Annotated in this window: 21 protein-coding genes; 10 read left to right on the forward strand and 11 right to left on the reverse strand. The window is 55.9% G+C overall.

What is annotated here, in order from left to right; genetic code table 11:
- Positions 1-266: 266 nt before the first annotated feature.
- Both PMI30_RS20115 and PMI30_RS30475 read left to right on the forward strand, forming a co-directional pair.
- The gene (locus PMI30_RS20115; RefSeq protein ID WP_008008215.1) at positions 267-2,045 is read left to right on the forward strand and encodes an acyl-CoA dehydrogenase C-terminal domain-containing protein; all 1,779 of its coding nucleotides are present in this window, start codon (positions 267-269) and stop codon (positions 2,043-2,045) included.
- Positions 2,046-2,448: 403 nt separating this feature from the next.
- On the forward strand, positions 2,449-2,607 hold the full coding sequence (locus tag PMI30_RS30475) for a YqaE/Pmp3 family membrane protein (protein WP_007904205.1): 159 nt from the start codon (positions 2,449-2,451) through the stop codon (positions 2,605-2,607).
- 101 nt (positions 2,608-2,708) lie between these two features.
- On the opposite strand, the gene PMI30_RS20105 is transcribed toward PMI30_RS30475, so the two are convergent.
- The 10 genes from PMI30_RS20105 to PMI30_RS20065 form a co-directional block, all read right to left on the reverse strand.
- Positions 2,709-4,541 (reverse strand): S9 family peptidase, encoded by a 1,833-nt coding sequence (locus PMI30_RS20105; RefSeq protein WP_008008216.1) that lies wholly within the window; start codon positions 4,539-4,541, stop codon positions 2,709-2,711.
- The gene (pqqE, locus tag PMI30_RS20100) at positions 4,507-5,649 is read right to left on the reverse strand and encodes a pyrroloquinoline quinone biosynthesis protein PqqE (RefSeq protein ID WP_162130604.1); all 1,143 of its coding nucleotides are present in this window, start codon (positions 5,647-5,649) and stop codon (positions 4,507-4,509) included. The genes PMI30_RS20105 and pqqE overlap by 35 nt, the downstream gene beginning before the upstream one ends.
- Before the next feature lie 4 nt (positions 5,650-5,653).
- Complete coding sequence (gene pqqD, locus PMI30_RS20095; protein ID WP_008008219.1) at positions 5,654-5,929, reverse strand: pyrroloquinoline quinone biosynthesis peptide chaperone PqqD; 276 nt, start codon at positions 5,927-5,929, stop codon at positions 5,654-5,656.
- The gene (pqqC, locus tag PMI30_RS20090; RefSeq protein ID WP_008008220.1) at positions 5,926-6,678 is read right to left on the reverse strand and encodes a pyrroloquinoline-quinone synthase PqqC; all 753 of its coding nucleotides are present in this window, start codon (positions 6,676-6,678) and stop codon (positions 5,926-5,928) included. The genes pqqD and pqqC overlap by 4 nt, the downstream gene beginning before the upstream one ends.
- 130 nt (positions 6,679-6,808) lie before the next feature.
- Entirely contained in the window at positions 6,809-7,720 is a 912-nt protein-coding gene (gene pqqB, locus PMI30_RS20085) for a pyrroloquinoline quinone biosynthesis protein PqqB (RefSeq protein ID WP_008008221.1), read from the reverse strand.
- Positions 7,721-7,804: 84 nt separating this feature from the next.
- The gene (pqqA, locus tag PMI30_RS30480; RefSeq protein ID WP_009045898.1) at positions 7,805-7,879 is read right to left on the reverse strand and encodes a pyrroloquinoline quinone precursor peptide PqqA; all 75 of its coding nucleotides are present in this window, start codon (positions 7,877-7,879) and stop codon (positions 7,805-7,807) included.
- Between the two features lie 156 nt (positions 7,880-8,035).
- Positions 8,036-10,474, reverse strand: a complete 2,439-nt coding sequence (gene pqqF / locus PMI30_RS20080; RefSeq protein WP_008008223.1) for a pyrroloquinoline quinone biosynthesis protein PqqF — start codon at positions 10,472-10,474, stop codon at positions 8,036-8,038.
- Between the two features lie 38 nt (positions 10,475-10,512).
- Positions 10,513-11,307: a carbon-nitrogen hydrolase family protein gene (locus PMI30_RS20075; RefSeq protein ID WP_008008225.1), complete on the reverse strand. Its 795-nt coding sequence runs from the start codon at positions 11,305-11,307 to the stop codon at positions 10,513-10,515.
- 12 nt (positions 11,308-11,319) lie between these two features.
- Positions 11,320-13,002: a flavin monoamine oxidase family protein gene (locus PMI30_RS20070; protein ID WP_008008232.1), complete on the reverse strand. Its 1,683-nt coding sequence runs from the start codon at positions 13,000-13,002 to the stop codon at positions 11,320-11,322.
- A 215-nt stretch (positions 13,003-13,217) separates the two neighbouring features.
- Positions 13,218-13,679 (reverse strand): Lrp/AsnC family transcriptional regulator, encoded by a 462-nt coding sequence (locus tag PMI30_RS20065; protein WP_008008234.1) that lies wholly within the window; start codon positions 13,677-13,679, stop codon positions 13,218-13,220.
- Between the two features lie 412 nt (positions 13,680-14,091).
- On the opposite strand from PMI30_RS20065, the gene PMI30_RS20060 reads away from it, so the two are divergent.
- The gene (locus PMI30_RS20060) at positions 14,092-14,739 is read left to right on the forward strand and encodes a hypothetical protein (RefSeq protein ID WP_008008236.1); all 648 of its coding nucleotides are present in this window, start codon (positions 14,092-14,094) and stop codon (positions 14,737-14,739) included.
- A gap of 19 nt (positions 14,740-14,758) precedes the next feature.
- On the opposite strand, the gene PMI30_RS20055 is transcribed toward PMI30_RS20060, so the two are convergent.
- Positions 14,759-15,550 (reverse strand): helix-turn-helix transcriptional regulator, encoded by a 792-nt coding sequence (locus PMI30_RS20055; RefSeq protein ID WP_032835114.1) that lies wholly within the window; start codon positions 15,548-15,550, stop codon positions 14,759-14,761.
- A 139-nt stretch (positions 15,551-15,689) separates the two neighbouring features.
- Here PMI30_RS20055 and PMI30_RS20050 point away from each other — a divergent pair, with 139 nt between their 5' ends.
- From PMI30_RS20050 to PMI30_RS20035, 7 genes are all read left to right on the forward strand, one after another.
- Positions 15,690-16,793: a polyamine ABC transporter substrate-binding protein gene (locus PMI30_RS20050; protein WP_032835116.1), complete on the forward strand. Its 1,104-nt coding sequence runs from the start codon at positions 15,690-15,692 to the stop codon at positions 16,791-16,793.
- Between the two features lie 211 nt (positions 16,794-17,004).
- Positions 17,005-17,313 (forward strand): hypothetical protein, encoded by a 309-nt coding sequence (locus tag PMI30_RS0129545; protein WP_008008246.1) that lies wholly within the window; start codon positions 17,005-17,007, stop codon positions 17,311-17,313.
- A gap of 360 nt (positions 17,314-17,673) precedes the next feature.
- Positions 17,674-19,806 carry a type I restriction-modification system subunit M gene (locus PMI30_RS20045; RefSeq protein WP_008008247.1) on the forward strand — a complete coding sequence of 711 codons (2,133 nt, stop codon included), beginning with the start codon at positions 17,674-17,676 and terminating at the stop codon, positions 19,804-19,806.
- Positions 19,803-21,089, forward strand: a complete 1,287-nt coding sequence (locus tag PMI30_RS0129550; protein ID WP_008008249.1) for a restriction endonuclease subunit S — start codon at positions 19,803-19,805, stop codon at positions 21,087-21,089. The genes PMI30_RS20045 and PMI30_RS0129550 overlap by 4 nt, the downstream gene beginning before the upstream one ends.
- A complete protein-coding gene (locus tag PMI30_RS30100) occupies positions 21,086-22,456 on the forward strand; it encodes an AAA family ATPase (protein ID WP_008008251.1) in 1,371 nt (456 codons plus the stop codon). The genes PMI30_RS0129550 and PMI30_RS30100 overlap by 4 nt, the downstream gene beginning before the upstream one ends.
- On the forward strand, positions 22,457-23,083 hold the full coding sequence (locus PMI30_RS20040) for a retron system putative HNH endonuclease (protein WP_008008253.1): 627 nt from the start codon (positions 22,457-22,459) through the stop codon (positions 23,081-23,083).
- Positions 23,080-26,103 carry a type I restriction endonuclease subunit R gene (locus tag PMI30_RS20035; RefSeq protein WP_008008256.1) on the forward strand — a complete coding sequence of 1,008 codons (3,024 nt, stop codon included), beginning with the start codon at positions 23,080-23,082 and terminating at the stop codon, positions 26,101-26,103. The genes PMI30_RS20040 and PMI30_RS20035 overlap by 4 nt, the downstream gene beginning before the upstream one ends.
- The last annotated feature ends 10 nt before the right edge of the window (positions 26,104-26,113 follow it).

Here is a 26,113-nt window from a genome sequence, read left to right on the forward strand (position 1 = left end):
GTTACCCGAAAAGCTTCGCGGGCAAGCCTCGCTCCTACGGTTCCAGGTCGTTCACGTGAAATGCGTGCGACACGACCTGTAGGAGCGAGGCTTGCCCGCGAATGCGTTCTGGCAGGCGAGAACTGTCTCAGCTGAAATGCTGATGACTAAAAATAACAAAACAGTCATGAGTTGACCCTATGTGTCGTAAAAGTTGTTGAGGTACACTCGGACACAACGAAATCACTATTCTACGAACCACCTGTTTAGATCTTGCGAGGTTTGCCATGGCTGACTACAAAGCGCCCCTGCGCGATATGCGCTTCGTCCTCAATGAAGTTTTCGAGGTCGCCAAACTCTGGGCCGAACTGCCTGCGCTGGCCGAGACTGTCGACGCTGAAACGGTCGAAGCCATTCTGGAAGAAGCCGGCAAGGTCACCAGCAAAAGCATCGCGCCCCTGAGCCGTGCGGCTGACGAAGAAGGTTGCCGCTGGGCCGACGGTGTCGTCACCACCCCGGCCGGTTTCCCACAGGCTTATCAGACCTATGCTGAAGGCGGTTGGGTCGGTGTCGGTGGCGATCCGACCTACGGCGGCATGGGCATGCCCAAGGCGGTTTCGGCGCAGGTCGAAGAAATGGTCAACTCCGCGAGCCTGTCGTTCGGTCTGTACCCGATGCTGACTGCCGGCGCCTGCCTGTCGATCAACGCCCACGCCAGCGAAGAGCTGAAAGCCGCGTACCTGCCGAACATGTACGCCGGTGTATGGGCCGGTTCCATGTGCCTGACCGAGCCGCACGCCGGTACTGACCTGGGGATTATCCGTACCAAGGCCGAACCTCAGGCCGACGGTTCCTACAAAGTCAGCGGCACCAAAATCTTCATCACCGGCGGTGAACACGACCTGACCGAGAACATCATTCACCTGGTACTGGCCAAACTGCCGGACGCACCGGCGGGGCCGAAAGGTATTTCGCTGTTCCTGGTGCCCAAGTTCATGGTCAATGCCGATGGCAGCCTGGGCGCGCGCAACCCGGCAAATTGTGGTTCGATCGAACACAAGATGGGCATCCAGGCATCCGCGACCTGCGTGATGAACTTCGACGAAGCCGTCGGTTACCTGGTCGGCGAGCCGAACAAAGGCCTGGCGGCGATGTTCACCATGATGAACTACGAGCGTCTGGGCGTCGGCATCCAGGGCCTGGCCACTGGTGAGCGCTCGTACCAGAACGCTATCGAATACGCTCGCGACCGTCTGCAAAGCCGCTCGCCGACCGGCGCGCAGAACAAGGACAAGGTGGCTGACCCGATCATCGTCCACCCGGACGTGCGTCGCATGCTGCTGACCATGAAAGCCTCGAACGAAGGCGGCCGTGCGTTTTCCACCTACGTCGCGATGCAACTGGACACCGCCAAGTTCAGCGAAGACGCCACCACCCGCAAGCGCGCAGAAGATCTGGTTGCACTGCTGACGCCGGTGGCCAAGGCATTCCTGACCGATCTGGGTCTGGAAACCACGGTTCACGGCCAGCAGGTTTTTGGCGGTCACGGCTACATTCGTGAGTGGGGCCAGGAGCAACTGGTTCGTGATGTACGGATTACTCAAATCTACGAAGGCACCAACGGTATTCAGGCGCTGGACCTTGTAGGACGCAAGATCGTCGGCAGCGGCGGGGCGTTCTACACACTGTTCGCCGACGAGATTCGTCATTTCACCGCGACAGCCAATGCTGACCTGGCGGAGTTCACCCAGCCGCTGAATGATGCGGTGGACACCCTCGATGAACTGACTGCGTGGCTGCTGGACCGGGCAAAAAACAACCCGAACGAGATTGGTGCGGCGTCGGTCGAGTATCTGCAAGCATTCGGCTACATGGCCTACGCCTACATGTGGGCATTGATGGCCAAGGCAGCCTTCGGTAAAGAAGCGCAGGACGATTTCTATGCGAGCAAACTCGGTACGGCGCGGTTCTATTTCGCACGCCTGCTGCCGCGTATTCACTCGTTGAGCGCGTCGGTAAAGGCGGGCAGCGAATCGCTGTTCCTGCTGGACGCAGGACAATTCTGACTCTTTAACGTTATGTAAGCATTCTCTTACATAACGTGCTGCTGTTTTCCCATAGGCGAAGATTGGATCCAGAGCTAATCTACTTCACATGGACGTCGCGCAGGAAGCGCAAAGCAACAACACGGACACGTAGGATTCTGCCAGGATGGCGGAGTGAAATGGATGTCAGGGAAACAGTCTGCAAAGCCCCGCTTCGGCGGGGTTTTCTTTTGTCCGCAAAAAAGTATTCAGCTCAACACGTCCAGTATCCCCGGCCTGCTCAGGTAGTCCTCCAGACTTCTATTTCCTCCCGCAAAGTCCGCAACTAAGGGCTGTAATCCGAATCCACACTGAACCCTGAAGAACACCGCAGTGTCGATAAACTGTATGGCCCATAGAGCCAACATCAATCAGGAGCTTCCCCATGGATTTTATTCGCATCATCATCGCCATTCTGTTGCCGCCACTGGGTGTGTTTCTGCAAGTCGGTTTCGCTGGGGCGTTCTGGCTGAATATTCTGCTGACGTTGTGCGGTTACATTCCGGGGATCGTGCATGCGGTGTACATCATCGCCAAGCGCTGAGTTTTGCTGCGTCAGGTAAATAGCCTTCGCGGGCAAGCCTCGCTCCTACGGGTTTACGTTCTGTAGGAGCGAGGCTTGCCCGCGAAGGGCGCGACACGGTTTCAGCCCGCGAGCGCCATCACCCTCCGATAAAACAACCACTCCTGCTCCAGCGCATGGGCCTGATTGCCGGCCTTGCGAAAGCCATGGCGCTCGTCGGCGTAGTAATGCGCTTCGACCAGAATGCCGTTGTCCTGTAGCGCAGTGACCATGTCGCGGGTCTGTTGCGGCACCACCACGGCGTCCAGTTCACCCTGAAAGAAAATCACCGGAACGCTGATGTTGTTCGCGTGCAGCAATGGCGTGCGCGCGGCGTAGCGTTCGGCGTCCTGCACCGGGTCGCCGATCAACCAGTCCAGATAATCACCTTCGAACTTGTGGGTGGCATGGCCTAGCGCAACGGGATCGCTGACGCCATACAGGCTGGCGCCCGCCCGAAAGACCTTGTGAAAGGCCAGTGCGCACAACGTTGTGTAGCCACCGGCGCTGCCTCCACGAATAAACGCTTTGTCGCCGTCGATCAGTCCCTGATCGGCGAGGTAGGCCACCACCGCACAGGCATCTTCCACATCCACATCGCCCCAGCTCAAATGCAGTGCCTGGCGATAAGCGCGGCCGTAGCCGCTGCTGCCTCGGTAATTGAGGTCGGCCACGGCGAAGCCGCGTTGTGCCCAATACTGGATCCGCGGGTCAAACATCGGGTAGCAGGCTGAAGTCGGGCCGCCGTGAATGAACACTACCAATGGCGATTTCGTGTCGTTGCTCATCGCCGGGTAGAAGAAACCATGGGCCTCGCCCGAACCGCTTGGATAACGCAGGGTTTGCGGGCGGCTGATCTGCTCGGCGGACAGCGGTGCGATACCGCCGGCCAGAACGTTGACCTGGCGTGTTTCACGGTCGATGGCAATGATTGCCGATGGACTGACCGGAGAAGCGGCGATGCAGTAGATGAAGTGCTCATCCTGTGCGAGATGGCGGAAGCGGCTGTAGTCGCCAGTGAAATCGTCACGGGAACCATCGCCATGACAAAGCCCCAGTCGACCAAAACCGCCCTCGGTCCAACTCGCCAGATAAGTGTCTTCGCCCAACGGTAACCAGGTGCAACCACCCAGTTGCCAAGGCGCTGGGCCATGGTCGGCGGCAGAGCTTGGGAGTGGACTCAGACCGTTGCTCGACTCCACCCACGGCTGCCAGAAACCGCCACGATCGGTCAGACAATACAGACGGCTGCTGTCATCGAATCGAGGTTGTTGCAGTGACTCCTGGGCACTATCGCCGGCCACACATCGAGGTTGCGCAAAACTGCGATCGCTCTGGCGTTCGGCAACCATCAGGCGGGTAGCGGTCCACGGTTGATCCGGGCGGTTCCATTCGATCCAGGCCAGACGCTGACCGTCAGGGCTCACGGTCGGTGCCGCATAGAAGTCGGCGCCTTCGGCCAACAGATGACGTTGGCCGTCAACCAGATCGATAGTCACCAGGCGATGTTGATCGCGGTTCTCTTCCACGGCCAGCACTTGTCCGTTGGCGAATTGCAGATCGCCGTAGCGGCATTCATTTGAAGTCAGTACTTCAGGCGCCTCACCGGACAGCGATTGCCGATACAACTGCTGGTCGGCCTCGTTAACGAAAACAAGCCCGTCATCGGTCAGACAAAACGCGCCGCCGCCATATTCGTATACCCGGCTGCGCACACTGAAGGTGGGCGGCGTCAGGCAACGAGCCTGGCCGTCGCGCCACTGCCAGATCCGGCAGGCGGCATCCTCGGGCCGGTATTCGTTCCAGAACAATCCATGCTTGCCGACTTGCAACTCGGCGAAGTCAATGCCGGCCGCGACAGCCTTGGCGGCGCTCAAGGGTTCAGCTTTTGGCGATGAGGCGTGAGTTTCGTTCATTGCGAAAGGCCAGTTGTTCAATGGTCTGGGTCGCGTGTTCGGCTTCTTCGCGGGCCTTGAGAATCACGCCGTGATGTTCCGACTTGCTGCACACCGGGTCGGCGTTGCTCGCGTCACCCGTGAGCATGAACGCCTGACAGCGACAGCCGCCGAAATCCTTTTCTTTCTCGTCGCAGGAGCGGCACGGCTCGGGCATCCAGTCGTAACCGCGAAAGCGGTTGAAACCGAACGAGTCGTACCAGATGTGTTGCATGCTGTGGTCGCGCACGTTGGGAAACTGCACCGGCATCTGTCGGGCACCGTGACAAGGCAGGGCGGTTCCGTCCGGCGTGACTGTCAGAAAAATACTGCCCCAGCCATTCATGCAGGCTTTCGGGCGTTCTTCGTAATAGTCCGGTGTGACGAAAATCAGCTTGCACGGATGCCCTTCGGCTTCCAGTTTGGCGCGGTATTCATTGGTGATACGTTCGGCGCGCACCAATTGTTCTTTGGTCGGCAACAGGCCAACCCGATTGAGCTGGGCCCAGCCGTAGAACTGGCACGTCGCGAGTTCGACGAAGTCCGCCTCAAGGGCAATGCACAGCTCGATGATCCGGTCGATTTTGTCGATGTTGTGCCGATGGGTGACGAAATTCAGCACCATCGGGTAGCCATGAGCCTTCACCGCACGGGCCATTTCGAGCTTTTGCGCGAAGGCCTTTTTTGAGCCGGCCAAGAGGTTGTTCACCTGCTCGTCGCTGGCCTGGAAACTGATCTGGATGTGGTCCAGACCGGCCTTCTTGAAGTCGCTGATTTTCTGCTCGGTGAGGCCAATGCCCGAGGTGATCAGGTTGGTGTAGAAGCCCAACTTGCGCGCTTCAGCGATCAGCTCGGCGAGGTCTTGGCGCACCAGCGGCTCACCGCCGGAAAACCCCAACTGCGCCGCACCCATCTCCCGGGCTTCACGAAAGACCTTGAGCCACTGCTCGGTGGACAACTCTTTGCCTTGCTCGGCGAAATCCAGCGGATTGGAGCAGTACGGGCATTGCAGCGGGCAGCGATACGTCAGCTCGGCCAGCAACCACAGTGGCAGGCCGATTTCAGGCTTGGGCGGTAACTTGTCTGACACGGAATCAGGCAAGTTCGATCCAGTGCTGAGCACGGGCAACCTCCATGAATTGCTCGATGTCTTCACCAAGCTCGGGCACGCCAGGGAACTGCGCGTCCAGTGCGGCGATGATCGCCGCGACGTCCCGCTGGCCATCGATCAAGCCGCCAATCAGCGCGGCGCTGTCGTTGAGTTTGATCATGCCTTCCGGGTAGAGCAGCACATGGCCTTTTTGCGCCGGTTCGTACTGGAAACGGTAGCCGGGACGCCAGGTCGGGGTTTTGCTGCGATCGAAACTCATAAGGTGATTCCTTTATGCCAGACCCGCTGTTCGGTCACGCTGTGGTAGGGCGGGCGGTTCAGTTCGTAGGCCATGCTCATGGCATCGAGCATGCTCCAAAGAATGTCCAGTTTGAACTGGAGAATTTCCAGCATGCGCTCCTGGCCTTCCCGCGTCGTGTAGTGCTGCAAAGTGATCGCCAGACCGTGCTCCACATCCCGGCGAGCCTGGCCCAGGCGAGTGCGGAAATATTCGTAACCGGTCGGGTCGATCCACGGGTAATGCTGCGGCCAGCTGTCGAGGCGCGATTGGTGGATCTGCGGCGCGAACAGCTCGGTCAGCGAACTGCTGGCGGCTTCTTGCCAACGGGCCCGGCGGGCGAAGTTGACGTAGGCGTCGACGGCGAAACGCACGCCAGGCAGCACCAGTTCCTGAGAGCGCAGTTGGTCCGGGTCGAGGCCGACCGCTTGGCCGAGGCGTAGCCAGGCTTCGATGCCGCCCTCTTCGCCGGGGGCGCCGTCGTGGTCCAGCAGGCGCTGAATCCACTCGCGACGAATCTCGCGGTCCGGGCAGTTGGCCAGGATCGCGGCGTCCTTGAGCGGGATGTTCACCTGATAATAGAAACGGTTAGCGACCCAGCCCTGGATCTGCTCGCGCGTCGCCCGGCCTTCATACATCGCCACGTGATACGGGTGATAGATATGGTAGTAGGCACCCTTGGCGCGCAGGGCCGCTTCGAATTCGGCGGGGGACATTGCGGTGTCAGTCATTGTGGTTCTCCGGGGAACAACCGGTGGATTCTGGTGTGTCTGGTGGGGCGCCTTCGCGGGCAAGCCTCGCTCCTACAGGTCGGCGTTATCGCTCTGTAGGAACGAGGCTCGCCCGCGAAGAGGCCATCCGCTACAACACAATACTCATGCCGTCATACGCCACTTCGACCTCGCGTCGAACCAGCTCCGCACGCTCTGGCGAATCCTCGTCGAGAATCGGGTTGGTGTTGTTGATGTGGATAAGCACTTTGCGCTGTTTGGGTAGCTGCTCCAGCACTTCGAGCATCCCGCCAGGGCCGTTCTGCGCCAAGTGGCCCATTTCCCGGCCAGTGCGGGTGCCGACACCACGGCGCTGCATTTCGTCGTCGTCCCACATCGTGCCATCCACCAACAGGCAATCACTGCTGGCCATGATCTTCAGCAGTGATGCGTCGACCTTGCCCAGGCCCGGTGCATAGAACAGTTTGCCGCCGGTGCTCAGGTCTTCGACGATCAGGCCGATGTTGTCGCCCGGATGCGGATCGAAACGGTGCGGCGAGTACGGTGGTGCGGCGCTACGCAGGGGCAGCGGGGTGAAGCGCAGGTTCGGGCAGGCCGGGACGGTGAAGCTCTGATCGAGTTCGATACGGTTCCAGTTCAACCCGCCATTCCAGTGAGTCAGCATGGTGAACAACGGGAAACCGGTGCTCAAATCTTCGTGGACCATGTCGGTGCACCAGACTTGATGCGGACAACCTTCGCGCAGGCTGAGCAGGCCGGTGGTGTGGTCGATCTGACTGTCCATCAGGATGATTGCGCTGATGCCGGTATCACGCAGCGCGCGGCCCGGCTGCATCGGAGCGAAGTTCTGGAGCTGGGCGCGGATGTCCGGCGAAGCATTGCACAGCACCCAGTTCACACCGTCATCGGAAATTGCGATGGACGACTGGGTACGCGCCTCGGCCCGCAGGCTACCGTCGCGAAAACCTGCGCAGTTCACGCAGTTGCAGTTCCACTGGGGGAAACCGCCGCCGGCGGCGGAACCTAGAATCTGGACAAACATGGCCGCTCCATCATTGAAAGCTGAAAATAAAAACGCCCCGGCGAGCCGAGGCGTAGCACTGCATTCTCTACCAGACGGCAGAGCTTAGCGGCTTGCGAAGTACATGGTGACTTCGAAGCCGATACGCAGGTCGGTGTAAGCAGGTTTGGACCAGGACATAGAAGCGCTCCTTCAGGTGGATGGGACAGTTGAGACCTATACATATAGTCCACCTCCAGCCGGAGATGTTCAGATAGTTAGGTGGCTATGTTACTCAAAATTACAGAGCGATTGGCCACGAATCTTTGAGAAAGCTAATTGCAGCACCGGTAATGATCATTTTGCCACTTGCCAAAGCATAGTCGGGCAAGGCCCGCTGGCCAGACAGCGCCAGCCACCTTCGGCCCGATTCAGTCGTAGTGCCGCCGCCAGCAAGGCTTCACGGTCGATCAACAGAATCGCCTGAGGCAGATGTTTCAGGTAATCCGACGAGTGGCCGGCCAGTTTGCCTTGCCAGAGCAGTTCGGCGGCCTGGGCGTTGGGCAGGGCGATGCTGTCGAATTGATCGGCCAGGGCTTGGCGCTGAGCGATGAAGGTCGCGTCATCGATGCTTTCGATCATCCCTTCCAATTCGCTGAGGAACTGTTCGATGTGCTCCAGCAAATCCAGAGGCGCGACGCTCGGCGATTGCACGCCAAACAGCAGCCCGGTCTGACCGTTTAGCTGGCGTAGTCCACTGAATACGGCGTAACCGAGCTGCAGCTCCCCCCGCAAGCGCTGGTAGAACGGCGTCTGGCACACGTGCGCGAGCAAACGCCAGGCGGCCTCATCGGCGATGTCATGGGTTGCTGTCGGACAAAAGAGCAACAGCGCGTGTTCGCTGGAGGCGGTATCGACGAAGTTCCAGAGATGCTGCGAGCGAATCGACGGAGGCGGCGTCAATTGACTGTCCGCAGTGCCGGGAATACGACTCAAGGCAAGCCCCATCGCCGCTTGTGTCTGGGTAGACAGGCCGGTCGCCAGACCATCCCAGCGTGCGCTCGACCAGAGTTGCCGTAGGTCATCCGAGACTATGGTGTGCTCAAGGTATAGATCGGGCAGTGCCTTGAGCAATTGTCGAATCGGCATCAACGCAACGGCCGCCGGCTCTTCCTGTGAGAAATCGGCATCAGGTTTTGTCAGTTCTTTCAGCGCATGTTCGAGGACTGTCGGCATCGGTTCCTGCAGCCCCGTCATTTTCAACAGCCACTCGTTGCCCGAAGCACCGAAGGAAAAGTCGACACCGGCCTGACGCGCATCTTCACGCAACATCCGCAGGTTGTTTTCCAGATTCGACTGAAGTCGGCTGTGAGGAGCGAACTCCAGGCGCCAGCGCAGATAAACCGCACCTTCATCCGTGTTATCCGGCAACGCCTGGCTGAACTGCATCGGCGATCGTTCGCGGCGACTGCGGGAGCGATCCTGGGCAAAAGTCCGCAGGCCGCGGTGAGCGCTGGTCTGGCCGCGAATCAATCCGGCATTCGAGGCTGGAGTCTCGGCGCGTAAAAACGGGTTGGGAGGTGGCAGTTGCCACTGGCCAGTGAAGTTATCCACAGCGCCGATTTGTTTGAGGATTGCCTTGAGGGCGACGACGCCCTGTTCGGATAGTCCGTGTTCAAGCTGTTCGCTGTCTCGTTGGGCCAGTTGCAAGGCACTACTGACTTGCTGTTGGCGTTGCAGCAGGGCAGCGTACTCTTCGCGCAATTCGGTCCAATCCTGATGGGAGGCAAAAAAGCCCAGCCAATCCAGAAGCCGTTCGCGGATCACATTGTCCGGTTGCGTAGCGTGGGCGGGCCGTGTGAATTCGATGTGCAACAGGGCTTGGCCAGCGTAGTGATAGAGCGGCGCGGCTTTCAGGTTGTCCGCCAGCCCATGCTCTCGCAGCTGCGCGAATAGGCCTCCGGGTTTTTTGGCGTTCAGCCAGTGGCACAGGAACGCTAGCGCTTCGGGCGATGAGTCGGGCAGCGCTTCGAAGGCGAACAGCAGATCCAGCCGACGCTCTCCCGCCTGTGGGTAACTATTGTCTGAAGAATCCATCAACAGGGTGGGTTTTGTCTGAGGGACTTTCTCGCCGGAGGGAATAGCATCGGCAAACGCCTGTGCCATCCGCTTCAATTCATCGAGACTCTGTGGCCCGGCCAAACTCAGCGTCATCTGCCCGGTCTGGTAGAACCGCTGATAGAAGTCCTTCAGCGCTTGCTGAAATTCGGGTTGCGGCACCGGCAGGCTGTAACGGTTTCCCGCATGAAACGCCCGCAACGGATGAGCCGCCGAGAGTCCATCGTACAGCGCGAACTGTTGTTGGGCCGTCGCATCCCGCGACCAGGCGACAAATTCGGCGTGCAGCACTTCCCGTTCTCGCAACTGATCGTCTGGATTCATACGCGGATGAGCGAGCATGTCTGACAAACGCTCCAGCCCACCGTTAAACGCCTGAGGCGGGAGCTCGAAAAAGAAGTCCGTCGTACGTTCGCTGGTTCGCGCATTCACCTGCCCGCCATGACCTTGCACGTAGGCCATCAGCCCTTGCCCTGCGGGAAAGCGCTCTGTACCCAGGAACAGCAAATGCTCAAGAAAGTGCGCCAGCCCCGGCCAAGCCAGTAGCACGTCGTGACTGCCGGCAGCGACCCGCAACGCAGCGGCGCAGCGCTTCAAATCGGAAGCATGACGCAGCGTCACCCGCAGGCCATTGGCGAGGGTTTCAGTGTGGAGGCGAGGGTGATTCAGCGCAGGCATGAGCACTTCCAGAACAGAGAAGCGCTAATGCTAGCGGATTAGGGCTTGTTCAGCTCGCCGTATAGCTCGGGACGGCGGTCGAGGAAGTAGCGATTGGCGGCGCGGGAATCGATCATCAGCTGACGATCCAGTTCACCGACAATCAGCGCTTCATCAAGTCCGGCCTGGGCGATGCGGCTGCCATCCGGCGCGGCGATGCTGCTTTGGCCGCAATACTGGATCTCGCCTTCTTGCCCGCAATAGTTGGCGTAGGCCACATAACACTGGTTTTCGAAGGCCCGTGCGCGGACGGTGACGTCGGCAATAAAATCGTAGGGAATCATGTTCGCCGTCGGCACCAGAATCAGCTCGGCACCGGCCAATGCTAGGCGGCGGGCGTTTTCCGGGAACTCCAGGTCGTAGCAGATCAAAAAGCCAAGCTTCCAGCCGTTGAGTTCAACCAGCGGAAACTCATCCGGCCCGGCGCTGAACATCGAGTGATCGAGGTCGCCGAACAAGTGAGTCTTGCGGTAGTTGCACAACCGCTCGCCATTGGCGTCGATCAACTGCACGGCGTTGTAGATCTGCCCGTCTTCGGTACGCTCCGGGTAGCCATACAAAATGGCGATCCCCGTCGTTTTGGCAATGCGCGCGATTTGCTGCGCCGATTCACCGTTGTGCACCTCCGCCAGCACGCTGACCGCATCGATGCCGATGTTGTAGCCGGTCAGGAACATCTCCGGCAGCACCAGCAAGTCCGCGCCCTTGGCCTCCAGCGCCAGTTGATGCAGGCGTTGCAGATTACCTGCGACATCCAGGGGCAGCGGTGGACATTGGTAAAGGGCTACGCGCATTTCGGATTCCTCTTACTCGGGCAGGGCGATCGGACCGATCTCGTTGAACACATCTCCTGGACCCGGGTTTTCGGCGTGAGTTTCACCGCCGAAGTGTTTCATTATCCCCCACACCGCGTTGAGCGAGGTCTGCACCGCGCCTTCGACCCAGGCCGGCGTCCACGAAACGTCGTCGCCAGCGATGAAAATCCCGCGCTGCTCGGCCGGCATGTCGTCCTGCATGAAGTGCGCGTACATGCGCTGGTTGTAGCGGTAATGGCCGGGCAGCGCACCTTTGAAAGCCCCGAGGAAATGCGGGTCGGCTTCCCATGAAACGGTGATCGGATCGCCAATGATCCTCGCGGCGATGTCGACTTTCGGGTAAATCTTCTTCAATGCGTCCAGCGCCAGTTTCACGCGTTTTTCCACCGGGTGCGGGAGCATTTTCAGCGCGTCGCTCATCCACGAGTACGACAGGCAAATCACCCCTGGTTTGTCGTCGCCGTTGTCGAACAGATAGGTGCCGCGGGTCAGGCGATCGGTGAGGGTCATGCTCATCAGGTCGCGGCCGGTTTCCGGGTCCTTGTCCTTCCAGAATGGACGGTCGACCATCACGAACGTCTTCGACGATTGCATGTAGCGGGTGCGGTCCAGGGCCATCCACATCTTTTGCGAGAACAGGCTTTCGTCGCATTCGATCTGGGTCGTCAGTAGCCAGCTCTGGCAGGTAGTCAGCACTGCAGCGTATTCGCGCGTGTCGCCGTAGTTATCGGTAACGGTAAAACGCCCGTTCGGTGCGTGGGCGATTTTTTTCACGCCGGAGCGCGGCGCGCCGCTGTGCAGCGAACTGAGACTGGTGCCTTCAGGCCAATGCACGCAACGCTCCGGCACATGGCGCCAGATGCCCAGCGGCACCTGCTCCACGCCGCCGACTACCAAGTGCTGGTGATCGTCGCAGTTGGTCATCACCACGCGGAAGATTTCCAGCATCGAGTTGGGGAAGTCCGAGTCCCAGCCGCCAGTACCGAAACCCACTTGGCCGAACACTTCGCGATGATGGAACGAGAGCTTGGCGAAGGCTTTGGAGGTGGCGACGAAATCATAGAACGTGCGGTCGTCCCACAGCGGCACCAGGGTGTTCCACAGTTCCTTGAGGCGCGGCACGTCGCGGTCGCGGATTGCTTGCTGGATATCGGAGAACTGCGAGCCAGCCTCCAGGGCATCGGCCCAGGCGTCAGCGACTTCCTGGAACAGTGCAGGAAGATCCGCCAGTTTCTGTGCGTAATGAGTTTTGCCTTCCAGATCGATTACCGTGCTGCCCGAGGCAGGCGTCAGCGGGTTCGGGAAGGGTTTGGTCTGCAGGCCGAGTTTGTCGACGTAGTGATAAAACGCAGTGGACGACACCGGGAAACGCATACCGCCGAGTTCGGCGATGATGCCTTCCGCGCCATTGAACGCCTGGGAGCGCAGACGGCCGCCCATCTTCGAGGCTTCGTAGACGACGGGTTTAAGGCCCAGTTTCATCAATTCGTAGGCGGCCACCAGACCGGCAATGCCTGCCCCGACAATCGCCACTTCGGCGCCGTGATTGTGCGCCGGAATACTGCCCAGCCCGGCCGGGTGTTCGATCCAGTCGTCGAAAGCGAAAGGAAAGTCCGGGCCGAAAACGGTGACCGGTTTTTTACCGTCTGCAGGATGGCGATTGTTCTTGTTCATGGCTGACCTTGCTGGCGACCTGACGCAGAGTGCGCGTCTGAGTATAGGAAAAGATGGCAGCCATTCTAGAGAGCGTAGAACACGTTAATAAGACGCAATGTGTCGTCGTTTTGCACATTGTTTGCGCACTATGACGACGTAGCGCTACATACTGTAGGAGCGAGGCTTGCCCGCGAAGAGGCCCGACCAAACACCGAAGACCTATCGTCAGAAACTCAAACCGGCTGCCCCCGATCAATCTTGCTGCTCAAGATGATCGAAGTCGTCGTCTTCTCCACCCCATCCACACTGCCAATCTGATCCAGCAACTGATCCAGCTGCTCCGGCGAATCGGTGCGCAACCACGCCACATAATCAAATTCGCCACTCACCGCGCACAGCTGCTGCACCTGAGCCATGGCGCCAAGACGACGCAACACTTCCTTGCCAGACCGCGGTTGTACGGTAATCCCGACATACGCCTGCAATCCGCCATCCACCACCCGTTGCCCCAGGCGCACGCCATAACCGGTGATCACTCTGGCCTTTTCCAGCCGCGCCAGACGCGACGTCACCGTGGTACGGGCGATACCCAGTTGCCGGGCGAGCATGGCCACACTTTCGCGGGCATTGATCTGCAAGGCCGCGATCAATTGGCGGTCGATTTCGTCGAGAGCGGGCGGGCGAGTGTCAGGCAAAGGGGCATCTCCAGCGGTACAGAGCAGTGGGCAGGCATGTTACAGGCACATCCTGCGCGGTGCTCGTGGCGGTTGTCTGGACTAGCCTTGGATGACCTGCGCAAACGCCTCGCGAAATCGCCGCATCTGCGCGCGAACCCGCGGTGTATGCGCCAAAAACGGCAGGGCGGCAGCAAACCCCCATCAGCGAACGACGCGTGACATCAACTATAAAACTTCCTTTTTCGGATCATCAGAACGCCTCGGTCGGGTTACCAGGACACCGATGTAACGAAATGGTTAATGGTTGATTTAAGCTGGCGGAATGTCTGGAGTAATGATGCGGAACGGGTTCTACATCGATAGCAAGGACACGAGCCGTTACTCTCATAGTCGAATGCGCCACGGAGGGCTGTGACGGGAGATGATGGGAATGATGAAGAAGATGCCTCCCGCGATACGGGAACATGCATTGCAGATTGCGAATCACGAGATGGGGCACTACGTGGTTGCCCGAGCCTTGGGATTTGAAACGGGTGATGTGACCTTGAAAGTCACCATGGACTTGAGGCATCAGGCCGGGGCTTCCATTATCTTGACGCGGTCCATCTCCTCGATAGAAGAGATGAAGGAACATCTGGAAGGTCGGCTGATCGTCCTCTTTGCAGGAGCCATGAGTCAGACCTTATCTGCAAAGCATTCAGCCAGGAAACTCGTCGATAAATCGAAAGCGACAACCATCCTGAATGGAGAGCTTGGGGCGGAACAGGATTACGCAAAAGTAAGGGAGTTACGGCAATTGCTGCGAAATATCTCCTACCCTGATACGGATCCAGCGTCATCCGAGCGCATAACTGCCGAACTTAAAGAGATCACTGATCGTGTGTGGCTGCGGACTCAACAACTCGTAGAGGAGTTGGCCGATACGATTACCGGACTGGGCGCGGCGCTGGTAGACGGCATGGTCATCGTGGAGCAATGGGGTAGGCCGGCGGATACTTATGAGGCCGTGTTGACGAGGGAAATGCTTGAACGGTTACAGCCAGTGCAGACCATTCCATCGTTGAGTATTTGGGCCTGAAAAGTGCCAAGCGCTGACTTCAATTTACAGGGCAGATATCCTGTTTTGGCATAAAAAATCGAGCAAACAATTCGGGTTGTGATTTGATGTTTAATTTGGCGTAAATATTTCGGCGGTGAACTTTTATCGTTTCTGCCGACAGGGAAAGTTTTCCTGCTATCTGTTTGTTAGAGAAGCCGCTAAGTAATAACTTGAGCACGTCCTTTTCGCGTGTTGTTATTTGTGTGCCAAGCTGGAGAATTGTTTCTGGCCATAGAGTTGGTTCGGGGAGGTCTTTTTCTATGTCAATTTCAAAACACATGCGCTGATGCATTAATGCAGTTACCCATGGTTTGATAATGTCAAGTATTGTTATTTGCTCTTGGTTGAAGCGGGCGTTGCTGCCAAGGGACATGCATAACGTTCTATCGGCGTCGAGCTGAACGTTGTACTGCGCTTCATCTACAGAAATATACTGTGCGAAGTATTGGTGATAATACTCGGTTTCAAGAAAGTGCTCCGGTGCAATATCCAGCATATGAAAAAAACCGCTCTGCGGGTTTTCTCGATTAGCTATATAAAATGGATCCAACATATAGAGTCCCTTCACGTAGCGATGAATGAATGCATCTAGCTCTTCTGTGTCTGCTACTTCGGGAAGACTAACAACTGTCACTTGCTGATTGCTAAATATTAATACGACCCAGTTATCAATTTTCACATATTCATTTAACGTACGAATAAGTGAGCTCCAGAATTCTGGACGGTTCAACTGCATGATCAGCTTTCCAATCGATCGGTGCCAAGCCAGGCTATGAAGGTCGAGTGGCATTTTCTACCCCTTTAGGGTTAGGGATTCGTAGGTCGCGACTAAGTATTCGTAGGTATTTACTATTCGTCAATGCCGGGTATATTCACGATCAGGATTCACGATGGCCATGAGGGCATGTCGTCTTGACAAGGATAGTTGTATGAGCAAATCACCTTTGCGAACCATTTTTGCAGCCTCGCTTCTCTGTGCAGGGATAAGCACATCAGTGGGGGCTGTAGAGCCAGGGGTGTATCTGTATAACTGGTTCGGGTTTATCGCACCGGAGACCCCAAAGGAGTTTGAGCAGGAAACCGGCACCAGCGTCCATATGGATGCGTTCGACAGTGCCGAAATCATGCAGAGTAAAGTGATGGCTGGGCGCACGGGGTACGACGTGGTTGTGGCTACCTCCAACGTGTTGCCAAGCCTGATCCAGGCGGGAGTTCTTCAGCCGTTGGATCGTAATCAACTGAGTAATTTGTCACACATCGATCCTGATATCTTGTCCCAGGTTGCGGTCAATGACCCTGGTAATCGCTACGCTGTTCCCTATTTATGGGGCACCACCGGCATTGGCTATGACGTTGATAAAGTCAAAGCGGTATTGGGTGATAATGCTCCGGTGAATAGCTGGGACTTGATCTTCAAAGAAGAAAACATCAGCAAACTCAAGTCGTGCGGTGTGGCAATGCTCGATTCTCCAAGTGAGATCATTTCAATTGCTTTGCATTACCTTGGGCTCCCTAGCAATAGTAGGAACCCGGATGATTACCAGAAAGCCCAAGCCCTGTTGTTAAAAATCCGTCCCTACGTCCTCTATTTCGACTCATCCAGAATCGACTCTGACCTGGCTGATGGCAATATTTGTGCAGTTGTAGGATGGGCCAATGGTGCCCTTGCTGCGCAGGCCATCAACGAGAAGGCTAATACTGGACGCAAGATTGCATACAGCCTTCCTCGTGAGGGAGCGCTGGTTTGGTCAGAAAATTTGGTTCTGTTAAAAGATGCTCCCCACCCAAAGGAAGGCATGGCATTTATTAATTATATGTTGCGACCAGAAATTATTGCCAAGAGCTCAAATCACACGTTGTATCCTAACGCTAATAAAGATGCCACAGAGTTTGTTGAGCAGAAACTGCGTGACAATACTTGGATTTATCCAGACAAAAAGACCGTTGCTACACTTGTTCCACTTGAGCCGCTGCCATTGAAGTTGGAGCGAATCCGCACTCGGGTTTGGACCAAAGTGAAGAGTGGTACGTGATCTTTGTTGTTCTATGAGGATCTTTATTTTATGTGAGGGTGCTGTGGGTGCTACAGAGAAATTAAAAGCGAAATTATTGCGAAATGGGTGCGTCACCTGCAATAGCCCGCGTTTATTTGGAGCACTGGTAATCACGTAGGGAGCAGGGGCAGCCCTTATCAGCCGACTTACTTAGGGGTTGTCACAAAGATTCTAGGGAAGGAGAAAAATCATGTACCAAGGTGATTGCCAATGCTACTTGGAGTCGGACGAATACAAAGCCTACAAGGAGATTGAGGAGCAGATCGGCCACTGCACGCCCGAACAAGCCTGGGCCATGTATTACGTCTCGATCGGGATGGTGCGTGAAAACATCGCCATGGCGGTGATGGAACACATCGCCAGAGGTAACAAGGCACTGCTGGTGGAGTTCCCGGAACTTGCACCGGCTGAAAGGGAGTTCACCAATCGAGTTAAGGCGGATCACGCAAGCCTTTACAGCGAGGGGGGCACCAGTCCTGGATCGCGACGGTGTCCATAGGATTGTATCAGCGGTGGCCGACCAGAAAACACGAAAGCCGCGCAATGCGCGGCTTTGAGTTTGGTGGGCCCAGTAGGACTCGAACCTACGACCAAGGGATTATGAGTTTGCTGGCTATGCTGTATACCTAGTGAAATCTTGAGTAGCTTAGCAAAGGTATCATTAGCTGAAAGTATCGAGATCACAAAGGGTTAGCGTAATTTGGTGAAAGGTGGCAGAGCTATGCAGTGTACCGCTGTTGTACCATGCGCTCAATTAATTGACCTGCCAAGGTGCCACCTGCAAGAGGCACCCTCCTAAGGCAAGTCTTTGGCTCGTTGACCTAGTGTGGCTGAGACAATCTTAGCGGCAAGGATAGTAATGTCTTCCCAAAATTTTCAGCAGCTCTCTAATTTCATCTGGTCTGTGGCGGATCTTCTTCGCGGGCCCTACCGTCCCCCCCAATATGAGCGAGTCATGCTGCCGCTCACTGTGCTACGGCGCTTTGACGCGGTTTTGGCTCCAACGAAAGGCGAGGTGCTGAAACGCCACGCAGAGCTGGTTGACAGGAAGATCGTCAATATTGATGCGATCCTCAACAACCTGGCCAAGGACGACGAAGGCAAACCGCTTGGTTTCCATAATCACAGCCAACTCGACTTCTACAAGCTCAAGGGTGATCCGGATAACATCGGGCGCCATCTTGCCGATTTCATTAGGGGCTTCTCCGAGAATATCCAAAAGATCTTCGATCGCTTTGAGTTCGACAAAGAGATCGAAAAACTCGAAGAGTCTAACCGCCTCTACCAGGTGGTAGCGCAGTTCGCCGAGATCGACCTACATCCAAGCAAGGTAGACAACATCACCATGGGGTTGGTGTTCGAAGACCTGATCCGCCGATTTAACGAATCCGCTAACGAGACGGCAGGCGATCACTTCACACCGCGCGAAGTAATCCAGCTCATGGTTAACCTTTTGCTGGAGCCTGACACCCAAGTACTAACCCAGCAAGGCGTCATCGTAACCATCTGCGACCCCGCCTGCGGCACAGGTGGCATGTTGGCCGAGGCGCAGAACTGGATTCGCGCCCACAACGAGGAAGCTGTTGTCAAAGTCTTCGGCCAGGACTACAACCCGCGCTCCTATTCAGTGGCTGCCTCTGACCTGCTGATCAAAGGACACAAGGATGGCCAGGTTGCGCTAGGAAACACTCTCACCGACGACCCGTTTCCAGATCACCACTTCGACTACCTGCTGGCCAACCCTCCTTTTGGCGTTGACTGGAAGGCGGAAAAGAAAATTATAGATAGCTGGCCCAACTTTCGTGGTTACAGCGGCAAGTTGCCGCGCATCAACGATGGCGCCCTGCTGTTCCTGCTCTACATGATGAGCAAGTTTCAAGATTATCAGCCTGGTAACCGGGACAAGCCCGGCTCGCGTGCGGCAGTGGTCTTCAACGGTTCACCGCTGTTCACCGGTAGTGCCGGTAGCGGCGAAAGCGACATCCGTCGGTGGATTATTGAGCGCGACCAGCTCGAAGCCATCGTCGCCCTTCCCGAGCAGATGTTCTACAACACTGGCATCGGCACCTTCATCTGGGTGGTCACCAACCGCAAGGCCGCGCACCGTAAGGGCAAGATCCAGCTGATCGATGCCCGCGAATGCTACACGCCGATGAAGCGCAGCTTGGGCAACAAGCGCCGCTACTTGGATCAAGCGGCCCTAGACGCGGTTACCCGAGAGCATGGTGAACAGGAGAATAGCAAGACCAGTCGCGTGTTCGATAACACCGATTTTGGCTACCGCCGCATCACAGTTCTCCGCCCGCTGCGGCTGCGCTTCGAGATTACAGAGGAAGCTCGCGAGCGCTTCCTCAACACCTGTCCAGAGCTGTTTGACGCCCTGCTGGTGGTGCAAGAACAGTGCTGCGCAGAGCCACTCTTGGACTGGAACCGCGCATGGTATGAAGTGCAACAGGCATTCAAGAACCTACCCAACGATGTCGAAGGCTGGGCCAAGGGGGCCAAGGGTACAGCGCAGAAGAAGATCTTCAGGGACTGCTTCACTACGGTGGATCCCGAGGCTGAACCGGTAATTGCCAAACATATCAGTCCGGGTGACAACGCTCTTTCCGGGGGGCTGTTTCCTAGGCAAACGTTGCCGAAGCAGGATTCGCGTGCGCTGTATGAAGTACTGGGTTTGTATGCCGGAGCCAAGGGTAAGCAGATACAGTATGAGGCCGACCCGGCGCTCAAGGATTCGGAAAATATCCCTATCAAAGAAGATATTATCAGCTACTTCCTGCGTGAGGTACGGCCTTATGTGGCTGATGCATGGATCGACCGCGACACACTGGACGATCAGGACGGCGGCATAGGCAAGGTAGGCTACGAGATCAATTTCAATCGTGTGTTCTTTCAATACCAAGCGCCACGCCCTCTGGATGAGATCGATGCGGAACTGGCCGGCGTCGAGCAGCGAATTCTGGAGTTGCTACGCGAGGTGACGGAGTGAACCTAATAAAGATCGCGCCGACACTGCCAGACCGTTGGAGCGAAATACGTTTTCGGTATGTCGCAGAGACATCAAAGGGTCGCCTTCCCGCTAAAGGCGATGAAAATGTGCCCGACACTGACGCGTTGCCGTATTTGTCGATGGAGTACCTGCGTGGAGATTCAGATGCAACTACGTACGTGTCATCGGAAGGTATGGTTACCGCTGAGAACCAAGACGTTTTGCTTCTATGGGATGGTTCAAACGCTGGAGAATTTTTACGTGCGAAGTACGGCGTTGTTTCTTCTACTGCTGCCCTTGTCAGACCCTTTCAGTTTGACCGCAAGTTCTTATTCTGGCTTTGCAAGGCTGCCGAGCCGGTTCTCAAGATGTTTACAAATGGGATGGGCATCCCACATGTCGACGGTGAGTTCCTGAAGAATCTCGTGTTGCCTTATCCAAAGGAGCACGAAGACCAAAAACGAATCGCCGACTACCTCGACCGCGAGACCGCCCGCATAGACGGACTGATTTCGGAGAAGGAGCGCATGCTGGCTCTGCTTGAAGAAAAGCGCGCTACCCTCATCAGTCGAGTCGTCACTCGCGGCCTCGATCCCAACACACCGTTAAGACCCTCAGGTCAGGAATGGCTGGGCGAGATTCCGACGCATTGGGTGCTTCGTCGCATTAAGTTCATTACCGTTGCATTGGATCAAGGTAGCTCCCCGATCGCGTCTAATACACCAGCAGGGCCAGATGAACTGGGAGTATTGAAGCTAAGTGCTGTTTCAAAAGGTCGATTCAAGAGGGAAGAAAATAAGGCTCTACGCGAGGCGGATGACGATGAACAGATACATGCGCTTCGTAAAGGGGATGTGCTCATCACCAGGGGAAATACCCCGGAACTTGTGGCTGACGTTGCATGCGTGCCTGATGACGAGCCAAATCTTTTAATCCCCGATCTCATATACAGGCTGAGAGTTCGCGTGGGCGAAATATTGCCTGAATACTTGGCATCTTTTCTAACCACTGCGCCTGCTCGGGTTCAGATTCGTCGTGATGCACGTGGCTCAAGTGGCACAATGGTGAAGGTTTCGCAGGGACATGTCTTGGATTGGCATACAACCCTGCCGCCACTCTCAGAGCAAGCTGACATAGTGAAGTACCTGCAAAATGCCGATAGCCACTTTCAGTCAATGTCGATGGAACTATCTTCCTCTGTTGCCCTACTTGTGGAACGCCGCACCGCCCTTATCACTACTGTCGTTTCCGGTCAGATGTCATTGGGGGAGATGCTCGGATGAAGCTAGAAAAACTTACGCTGGCAAATTTCCGGGGCTTTGATCAGATTGATATCGAATTTTCCCATGATGTGACCGTGATTGCCGGCGTCAATGGCGTAGGTAAATCGGGCGTACTCAAAGCCATAGCGAGCGCAATGTCTCTGGCGCTGCCGAAATTCACCGTGTCCAGGGAAGCGCCTATTGGCTTGAGCGATACTGACGTCCAATCGGGTAAGCCCGGGCTGTCGGTGGCGGTCATATTGGGACTTGATGCGGCAAAGGTCATTGTCGATCTTACCCACGCTGCACCGCTGGCAGCCGACAAAGCAGAGAGCCTACTCAAACGCCGTGATGACTTACGTTTTGCTACTCGAGAATTGAAGAAGGGTTCAAAGGAAGAGCAGGACGTCAATGAAGAGATCCGCCGAATAGAAATGCAGCTTGATGAGACTTCAGACATTGCCGCTGTACGCATCCTGCCCAATGATGCTGCGGTCAAATCCGAGGACCTGATCGCAGCCAGCAAGGCCGGTATACAACAACCGCTTGCAGTGCTCTATTCAACTTCGAGGTTTCTGTCGCGACTGCCACCTGTACTACCGAAGGCAAAGAGCATTGACTCAGCGACGGCTTACGACAAGTCTCTTAGTCAGTTGGAAGTGTCGTTGAACGACTTTGCCAACTGGTTCCGCGTAGTTGTATCGGGAGCGGGATCAGAAACTAGAGAGCGGCTGTTTCAGCAGTTGGAGCAAGCGGTCAAGACGTTTCTGCCAGAAGTTTCCAGCTTGGCGCTGCACGAGGGACGACCTCCGCGATTCAGTGTGATGAAAAGCGGCCGTCTTCTATTTCTGGAGCAGCTTTCCGACGGTGAGCGCGGTCTGCTGGCCCTCGTTTTCGACCTCGTCCGTCGCCTGGCTATTGCCAATTCTGACAGTCGCAACCCTATTGCTGAGGGTGTGGCTTTGGTGCTGATCGACGAGATCGAGCTGCATCTGCATCCGAAGTGGCAGCGCGATGTGTTGCCCCGCCTGCGCGATATTTTCAAGGCTTGTCAGTTTGTGGTGACTACCCACTCGCCGCTGGTGTTGGGCGAGGTGCCTGCACGCTGCGTGCGTTTTCTAGAATTTATTGATGACAAGATATGCGCGACTGTACCCACTGAGGCGTACGGTATGGATGCCAACCGCATCCTCCAGGAGTTCATGGGCGCTCCGGTTCGCAATCGGCAGGTGGATGCCGAGCTAACGACACTATTTGAGCTAATCGATGAGGAGCACTTTGATGAGGCTCGCGCCGCCATCGCGAACCTGGCTCGAAAGTTAGGCGAAGACGAACCGGAATTGACCCGAGCTAGTTCGTTGATACGTTTTCTGGAGGGCGCCGAGTAAATGCGGACGATCCAGAAAGGTATGGAGCCCGTCTCGCTGACACGACATCGCCAACAGCCACATGCTGATTACGACAACTACACCGACAAGGCCGGCTTGCGAGCGGCACTCGTAGCTGAACAGCAGGGGGTTTGCTGCTACTGCCAATCGCGCATACGTGCTACACCGGACGGAATGAAAATTGAGCATTGGAAATGCCAAGCCTTGCATCCTGCACGGCAACTCGATTATAGCAACCTGTTGGGAGCATGCCTTGGTGGTCAGGGAGGAGCGGGGAAAAATCGGCATTGCGACACTCAAAAAGGGAATTCCAATTTGTGTTTCAGTGTTTGCGACCTAGCGCATCCCGTAGAGAGACAGATCAAGTTTCTTGGTAGTGGCAAGATCACTTCTGATGATGCTGCGGTCGACGCAGCTCTGAATGACGTCCTTAACCTCAATTGGTCCCGGTTGGTGAGCAACCGAAAGGCTGTTCTGGATGCGTTCAAACAAAAACTGGGGAAAGGCAATCTTAATATTGTCGCCGAACTGCAAAAATGGGACGGTACCCAAGCGGGCGAGTTGCCAGAATTCGCGCAGGTCATGGTCTATTGGCTAAAGAAAAAACAAGCGAGGGGGCGCGTATGAAACGCACCAGCGAAACGGCTTTTGAAAGCGCCATTGAAGCTGTGTTGCTGGATCATGGTTACTCACGGGTCGATGCAAAAGGCTTCGACCGTCTACAGGCGATCTTCCCTGAGGAGGCGCTTGCATTTATTCGCACCACCCAAGCCAAGGTGTGGGGGAAGTTGGAGGCGCTGAACGGCGAGCATACGGGCGCGCGGGTGCTGGAGTCGCTCTGCAAGTGGCTGGACACACATGGCACGCTGGCCACCCTACGGCATGGCTTCAAGTGCTTTGGCAAGACCTTGCGTATCGCCTTCTTTCGTCCGGCCCACGGGTTGAACTTGGAGCTAGAGGCGCGCTACCAAGCCAATCGCTTGGGGCTCACTCGGCAGCTGCGTTTCAGCCCTAGGAGCGAAAAGTCGTTGGATGTGGTGCTGTCGGTCAACGGTATTCCGATGGTAACGATCGAGCTCAAAAACCCGCTCAGTGGCCAGACCGTCACTGACGCCATTCATCAGTACCGGCACGACCGGGACCCGCGTGAGCCGATTTTTGCTTTCACCAAACGCACACAAGTGCATTTCGCAGTCGACACCGAAGAGGCGTACATGACTACGCGGTTGGCCGGGGCGGCGACGTACTTCCTGCCTTTCAATCGTGGCATGGGCGGTGGTGCCGGTAACCCACCGGACCGGGAAGGGCGTAACTACAAAACGGCCTATCTCTGGGAAGAGGTGCTGCAGCGCGACAGTTTACTTGATCTCTTGGCGCGCTTCCTGCACCTCGACATACAGGAAAAGGTGTCAGATAACGGCAAGAAGGTGCGCAAGGAAAGCCTTATATTTCCGCGCTATCACCAGTTGCAGGCGGTACGTCAGATGGTAGTCACTGCGGCGAACGAAGGCGTTGGACATAACTATTTGATCGAGCATTCGGCAGGCAGCGGCAAGAGCAACACCATAGCCTGGTTGGCACATCGCTTGTCCAGTTTGCATAATGAGAGAGACGAGCGCCTTTTCGATAGCGTGGTGGTTATCACTGATCGTGTGGTGTTGGATCGTCAACTGCAGAACACCATTTACCAGTTCGACCACCGTCAGGGAGTTGTACTAAAAATCGATGAAGACTCACGCCAGCTCGCCGAGGCACTCGAAGCTTGTGTCCCTATCATTATTACTACGTTGCAAAAGTTTCCGTTTGTCTCCGCTCAGCTGGCTAAGCTGAGCGAGGAGCGTGGCGAGGGTAACAAGAGCCATCTGCCCACGCGGAAATATGCCGTGATTATAGACGAGGCCCATAGTTCCCAATCCGGTGAAACAGCCACCGAACTGAAGGAAGTATTAGGCGGTGTTGAACTGCGTATGAAGGCGCAGGAAATGGCCGAGGAGGAAGGCGAAGTTGAACTAGAGCATCTGTTTCGCTCTATGGCCAAACGCGGTCAGCAGCCAAACATGAGCTTCTTTGCTTTCACAGCAACGCCCAAGCACAAAACCCTGGCGATCTTCGGCCGCAATGGTGAGTCTTTTCATCGTTACACGATGCGGCAGGCAATTGAGGAAGGCTTCATTGAGGATGTGCTCAAGAACTATGTTACCTACAAGACTTATTACAAACTAATAAAAAAGGCTGAGGAAGACCCCCGCGTCGAACGTAAGAACGCTGCTAAGGCATTGGCGCGTTTCATGCGCCTGCACCCTCACAACATCGGCCAGAAGACCGAGGTGATGGTGGAGCACTTTCAACGGTTCACCAGTCACAAGATAGGCGGGCACGCCAAGGCAATGGTGGTGACAGGATCACGTTTGGAAGCTGTTCGATACAAGCAGGAGTTCGACCGTTACATCAAAGAAAAAGGCTACCCCATCAAGAGTCTTGTGGCGTTCTCCGGAGCTGTGGAAGACAACAAAGTCACAGAGAAAATTTATCGTGAGGTCGAGATGAACGACGGCCTCAAGGAAAAGGATCTGCCGGAGACGTTTGCTAAACCAGACTTTCGTGTGTTGCTTGTGGCTGAAAAGTACCAGACTGGCTTCGACCAGCCACTTCTGCACACCATGTACGTGGACAAGCGACTAGCGGGAATTCAGGCGGTACAAACTCTTTCCCGTCTGAATCGCACGCACCCGCTCAAGGACGATACTTTCGTGCTGGACTTTGTCAATGAGCCCGGAGAAATCCAGGAAGCTTTTCGACAATATTATGAAGGCTCGGTGATGGGTGAACAGGTTGATGCCGACAAACTCTATGAGGTCAAAGCTGAGCTCGATGCTTCTGGAATTTATCGGCAGGCTGAGGTTGCGGAGTTCTCAAGTATCTTCTTCGCCCCAAAGCGCCGACAGAGCCCTGGCGATCACAAGGCCATGAACGCACTATTGGATCAGGCAGTGGCGCGCTTCTCGCAGCTACAAAATAGTGAGGAGGACGAGGCTGAGTTGTTGCGTGGGAAGCTGCAGGCCTTCCGTAGTCTGTATAGCTTTTTGAGTCAGGTGATTCCGTACCAGGACAGCGATCTTGAAAAGCTGTTCACTTACATACGTCACTTGGCGCTTAAACTACCTAAGCGTAAGGGTGGGCCCGGTTACCAGTTCGATGAGGAAGTAGAGTTAGATTACTATCGGCTTCAGAAAATCAGCGAGGGTTCGATCAGCTTGAGCGAGGGTTACGCGAAGCCGCTTGATGGACCTCGTGAAGTAGGTAGCGGTATGGTGAGGGAGGAAAGCGTAGCTCTTTCAAGATTAATTGACGTTATTAACGAGAGATTCGGTGGTGAGTTAAATGACGCGGATCAGTTGTTTTTTGACCAAATAGCTGAAATTGCGATTAACAACGAGTTTCTTGGTCAAGCGGCATCCGTAAATTCGTTAGAGAAGTTTCAGCTTGTTTTCAATCAAGTGCTTGAGTCTTTCTTTATCGAACGAATGGATTTAAATGAAGAGATTTTTACTGATTATATGAGTAAGCCTGACTTGCGAACCTTGGTCTCGAAGTGGTTGGGTGCAGATGTCTACAACAGGCTATCTAAACCCGCAAATAACCAATAGATATTTGGTA

Origin of the sequence: Pseudomonas sp. GM50, assembly GCF_000282375.1 — a bacterium.
Lineage (GTDB): Bacteria > Pseudomonadota > Gammaproteobacteria > Pseudomonadales > Pseudomonadaceae > Aquipseudomonas.

Coding starts and splice junctions, on each gene's coding strand:
- PMI30_RS20115 (WP_008008215.1), top strand. CDS start 267: ATGGCTGACTACAAAGCGCCCCTGCGCGATATGCGCTTCGTCCTCAAT.
- PMI30_RS30475 (WP_007904205.1), top strand. CDS start 2,449: ATGGATTTTATTCGCATCATCATCGCCATTCTGTTGCCGCCACTGGGT.
- PMI30_RS20105 (WP_008008216.1), bottom strand. CDS start 4,541: ATGAACGAAACTCACGCCTCATCGCCAAAAGCTGAACCCTTGAGCGCC.
- pqqD (WP_008008219.1), bottom strand. CDS start 5,929: ATGAGTTTCGATCGCAGCAAAACCCCGACCTGGCGTCCCGGCTACCGT.
- pqqC (WP_008008220.1), bottom strand. CDS start 6,678: ATGACTGACACCGCAATGTCCCCCGCCGAATTCGAAGCGGCCCTGCGC.
- pqqB (WP_008008221.1), bottom strand. CDS start 7,720: ATGTTTGTCCAGATTCTAGGTTCCGCCGCCGGCGGCGGTTTCCCCCAG.
- pqqF (WP_008008223.1), bottom strand. CDS start 10,474: ATGCCTGCGCTGAATCACCCTCGCCTCCACACTGAAACCCTCGCCAAT.
- PMI30_RS20075 (WP_008008225.1), bottom strand. CDS start 11,307: ATGCGCGTAGCCCTTTACCAATGTCCACCGCTGCCCCTGGATGTCGCA.
- PMI30_RS20070 (WP_008008232.1), bottom strand. CDS start 13,002: ATGAACAAGAACAATCGCCATCCTGCAGACGGTAAAAAACCGGTCACC.
- PMI30_RS20060 (WP_008008236.1), top strand. CDS start 14,092: ATGATGAAGAAGATGCCTCCCGCGATACGGGAACATGCATTGCAGATT.
- PMI30_RS20055 (WP_032835114.1), bottom strand. CDS start 15,550: ATGCCACTCGACCTTCATAGCCTGGCTTGGCACCGATCGATTGGAAAG.
- PMI30_RS20050 (WP_032835116.1), top strand. CDS start 15,690: ATGAGCAAATCACCTTTGCGAACCATTTTTGCAGCCTCGCTTCTCTGT.
- PMI30_RS0129545 (WP_008008246.1), top strand. CDS start 17,005: ATGTACCAAGGTGATTGCCAATGCTACTTGGAGTCGGACGAATACAAA.
- PMI30_RS20045 (WP_008008247.1), top strand. CDS start 17,674: ATGTCTTCCCAAAATTTTCAGCAGCTCTCTAATTTCATCTGGTCTGTG.
- PMI30_RS30100 (WP_008008251.1), top strand. CDS start 21,086: ATGAAGCTAGAAAAACTTACGCTGGCAAATTTCCGGGGCTTTGATCAG.
- PMI30_RS20040 (WP_008008253.1), top strand. CDS start 22,457: ATGCGGACGATCCAGAAAGGTATGGAGCCCGTCTCGCTGACACGACAT.
- PMI30_RS20035 (WP_008008256.1), top strand. CDS start 23,080: ATGAAACGCACCAGCGAAACGGCTTTTGAAAGCGCCATTGAAGCTGTG.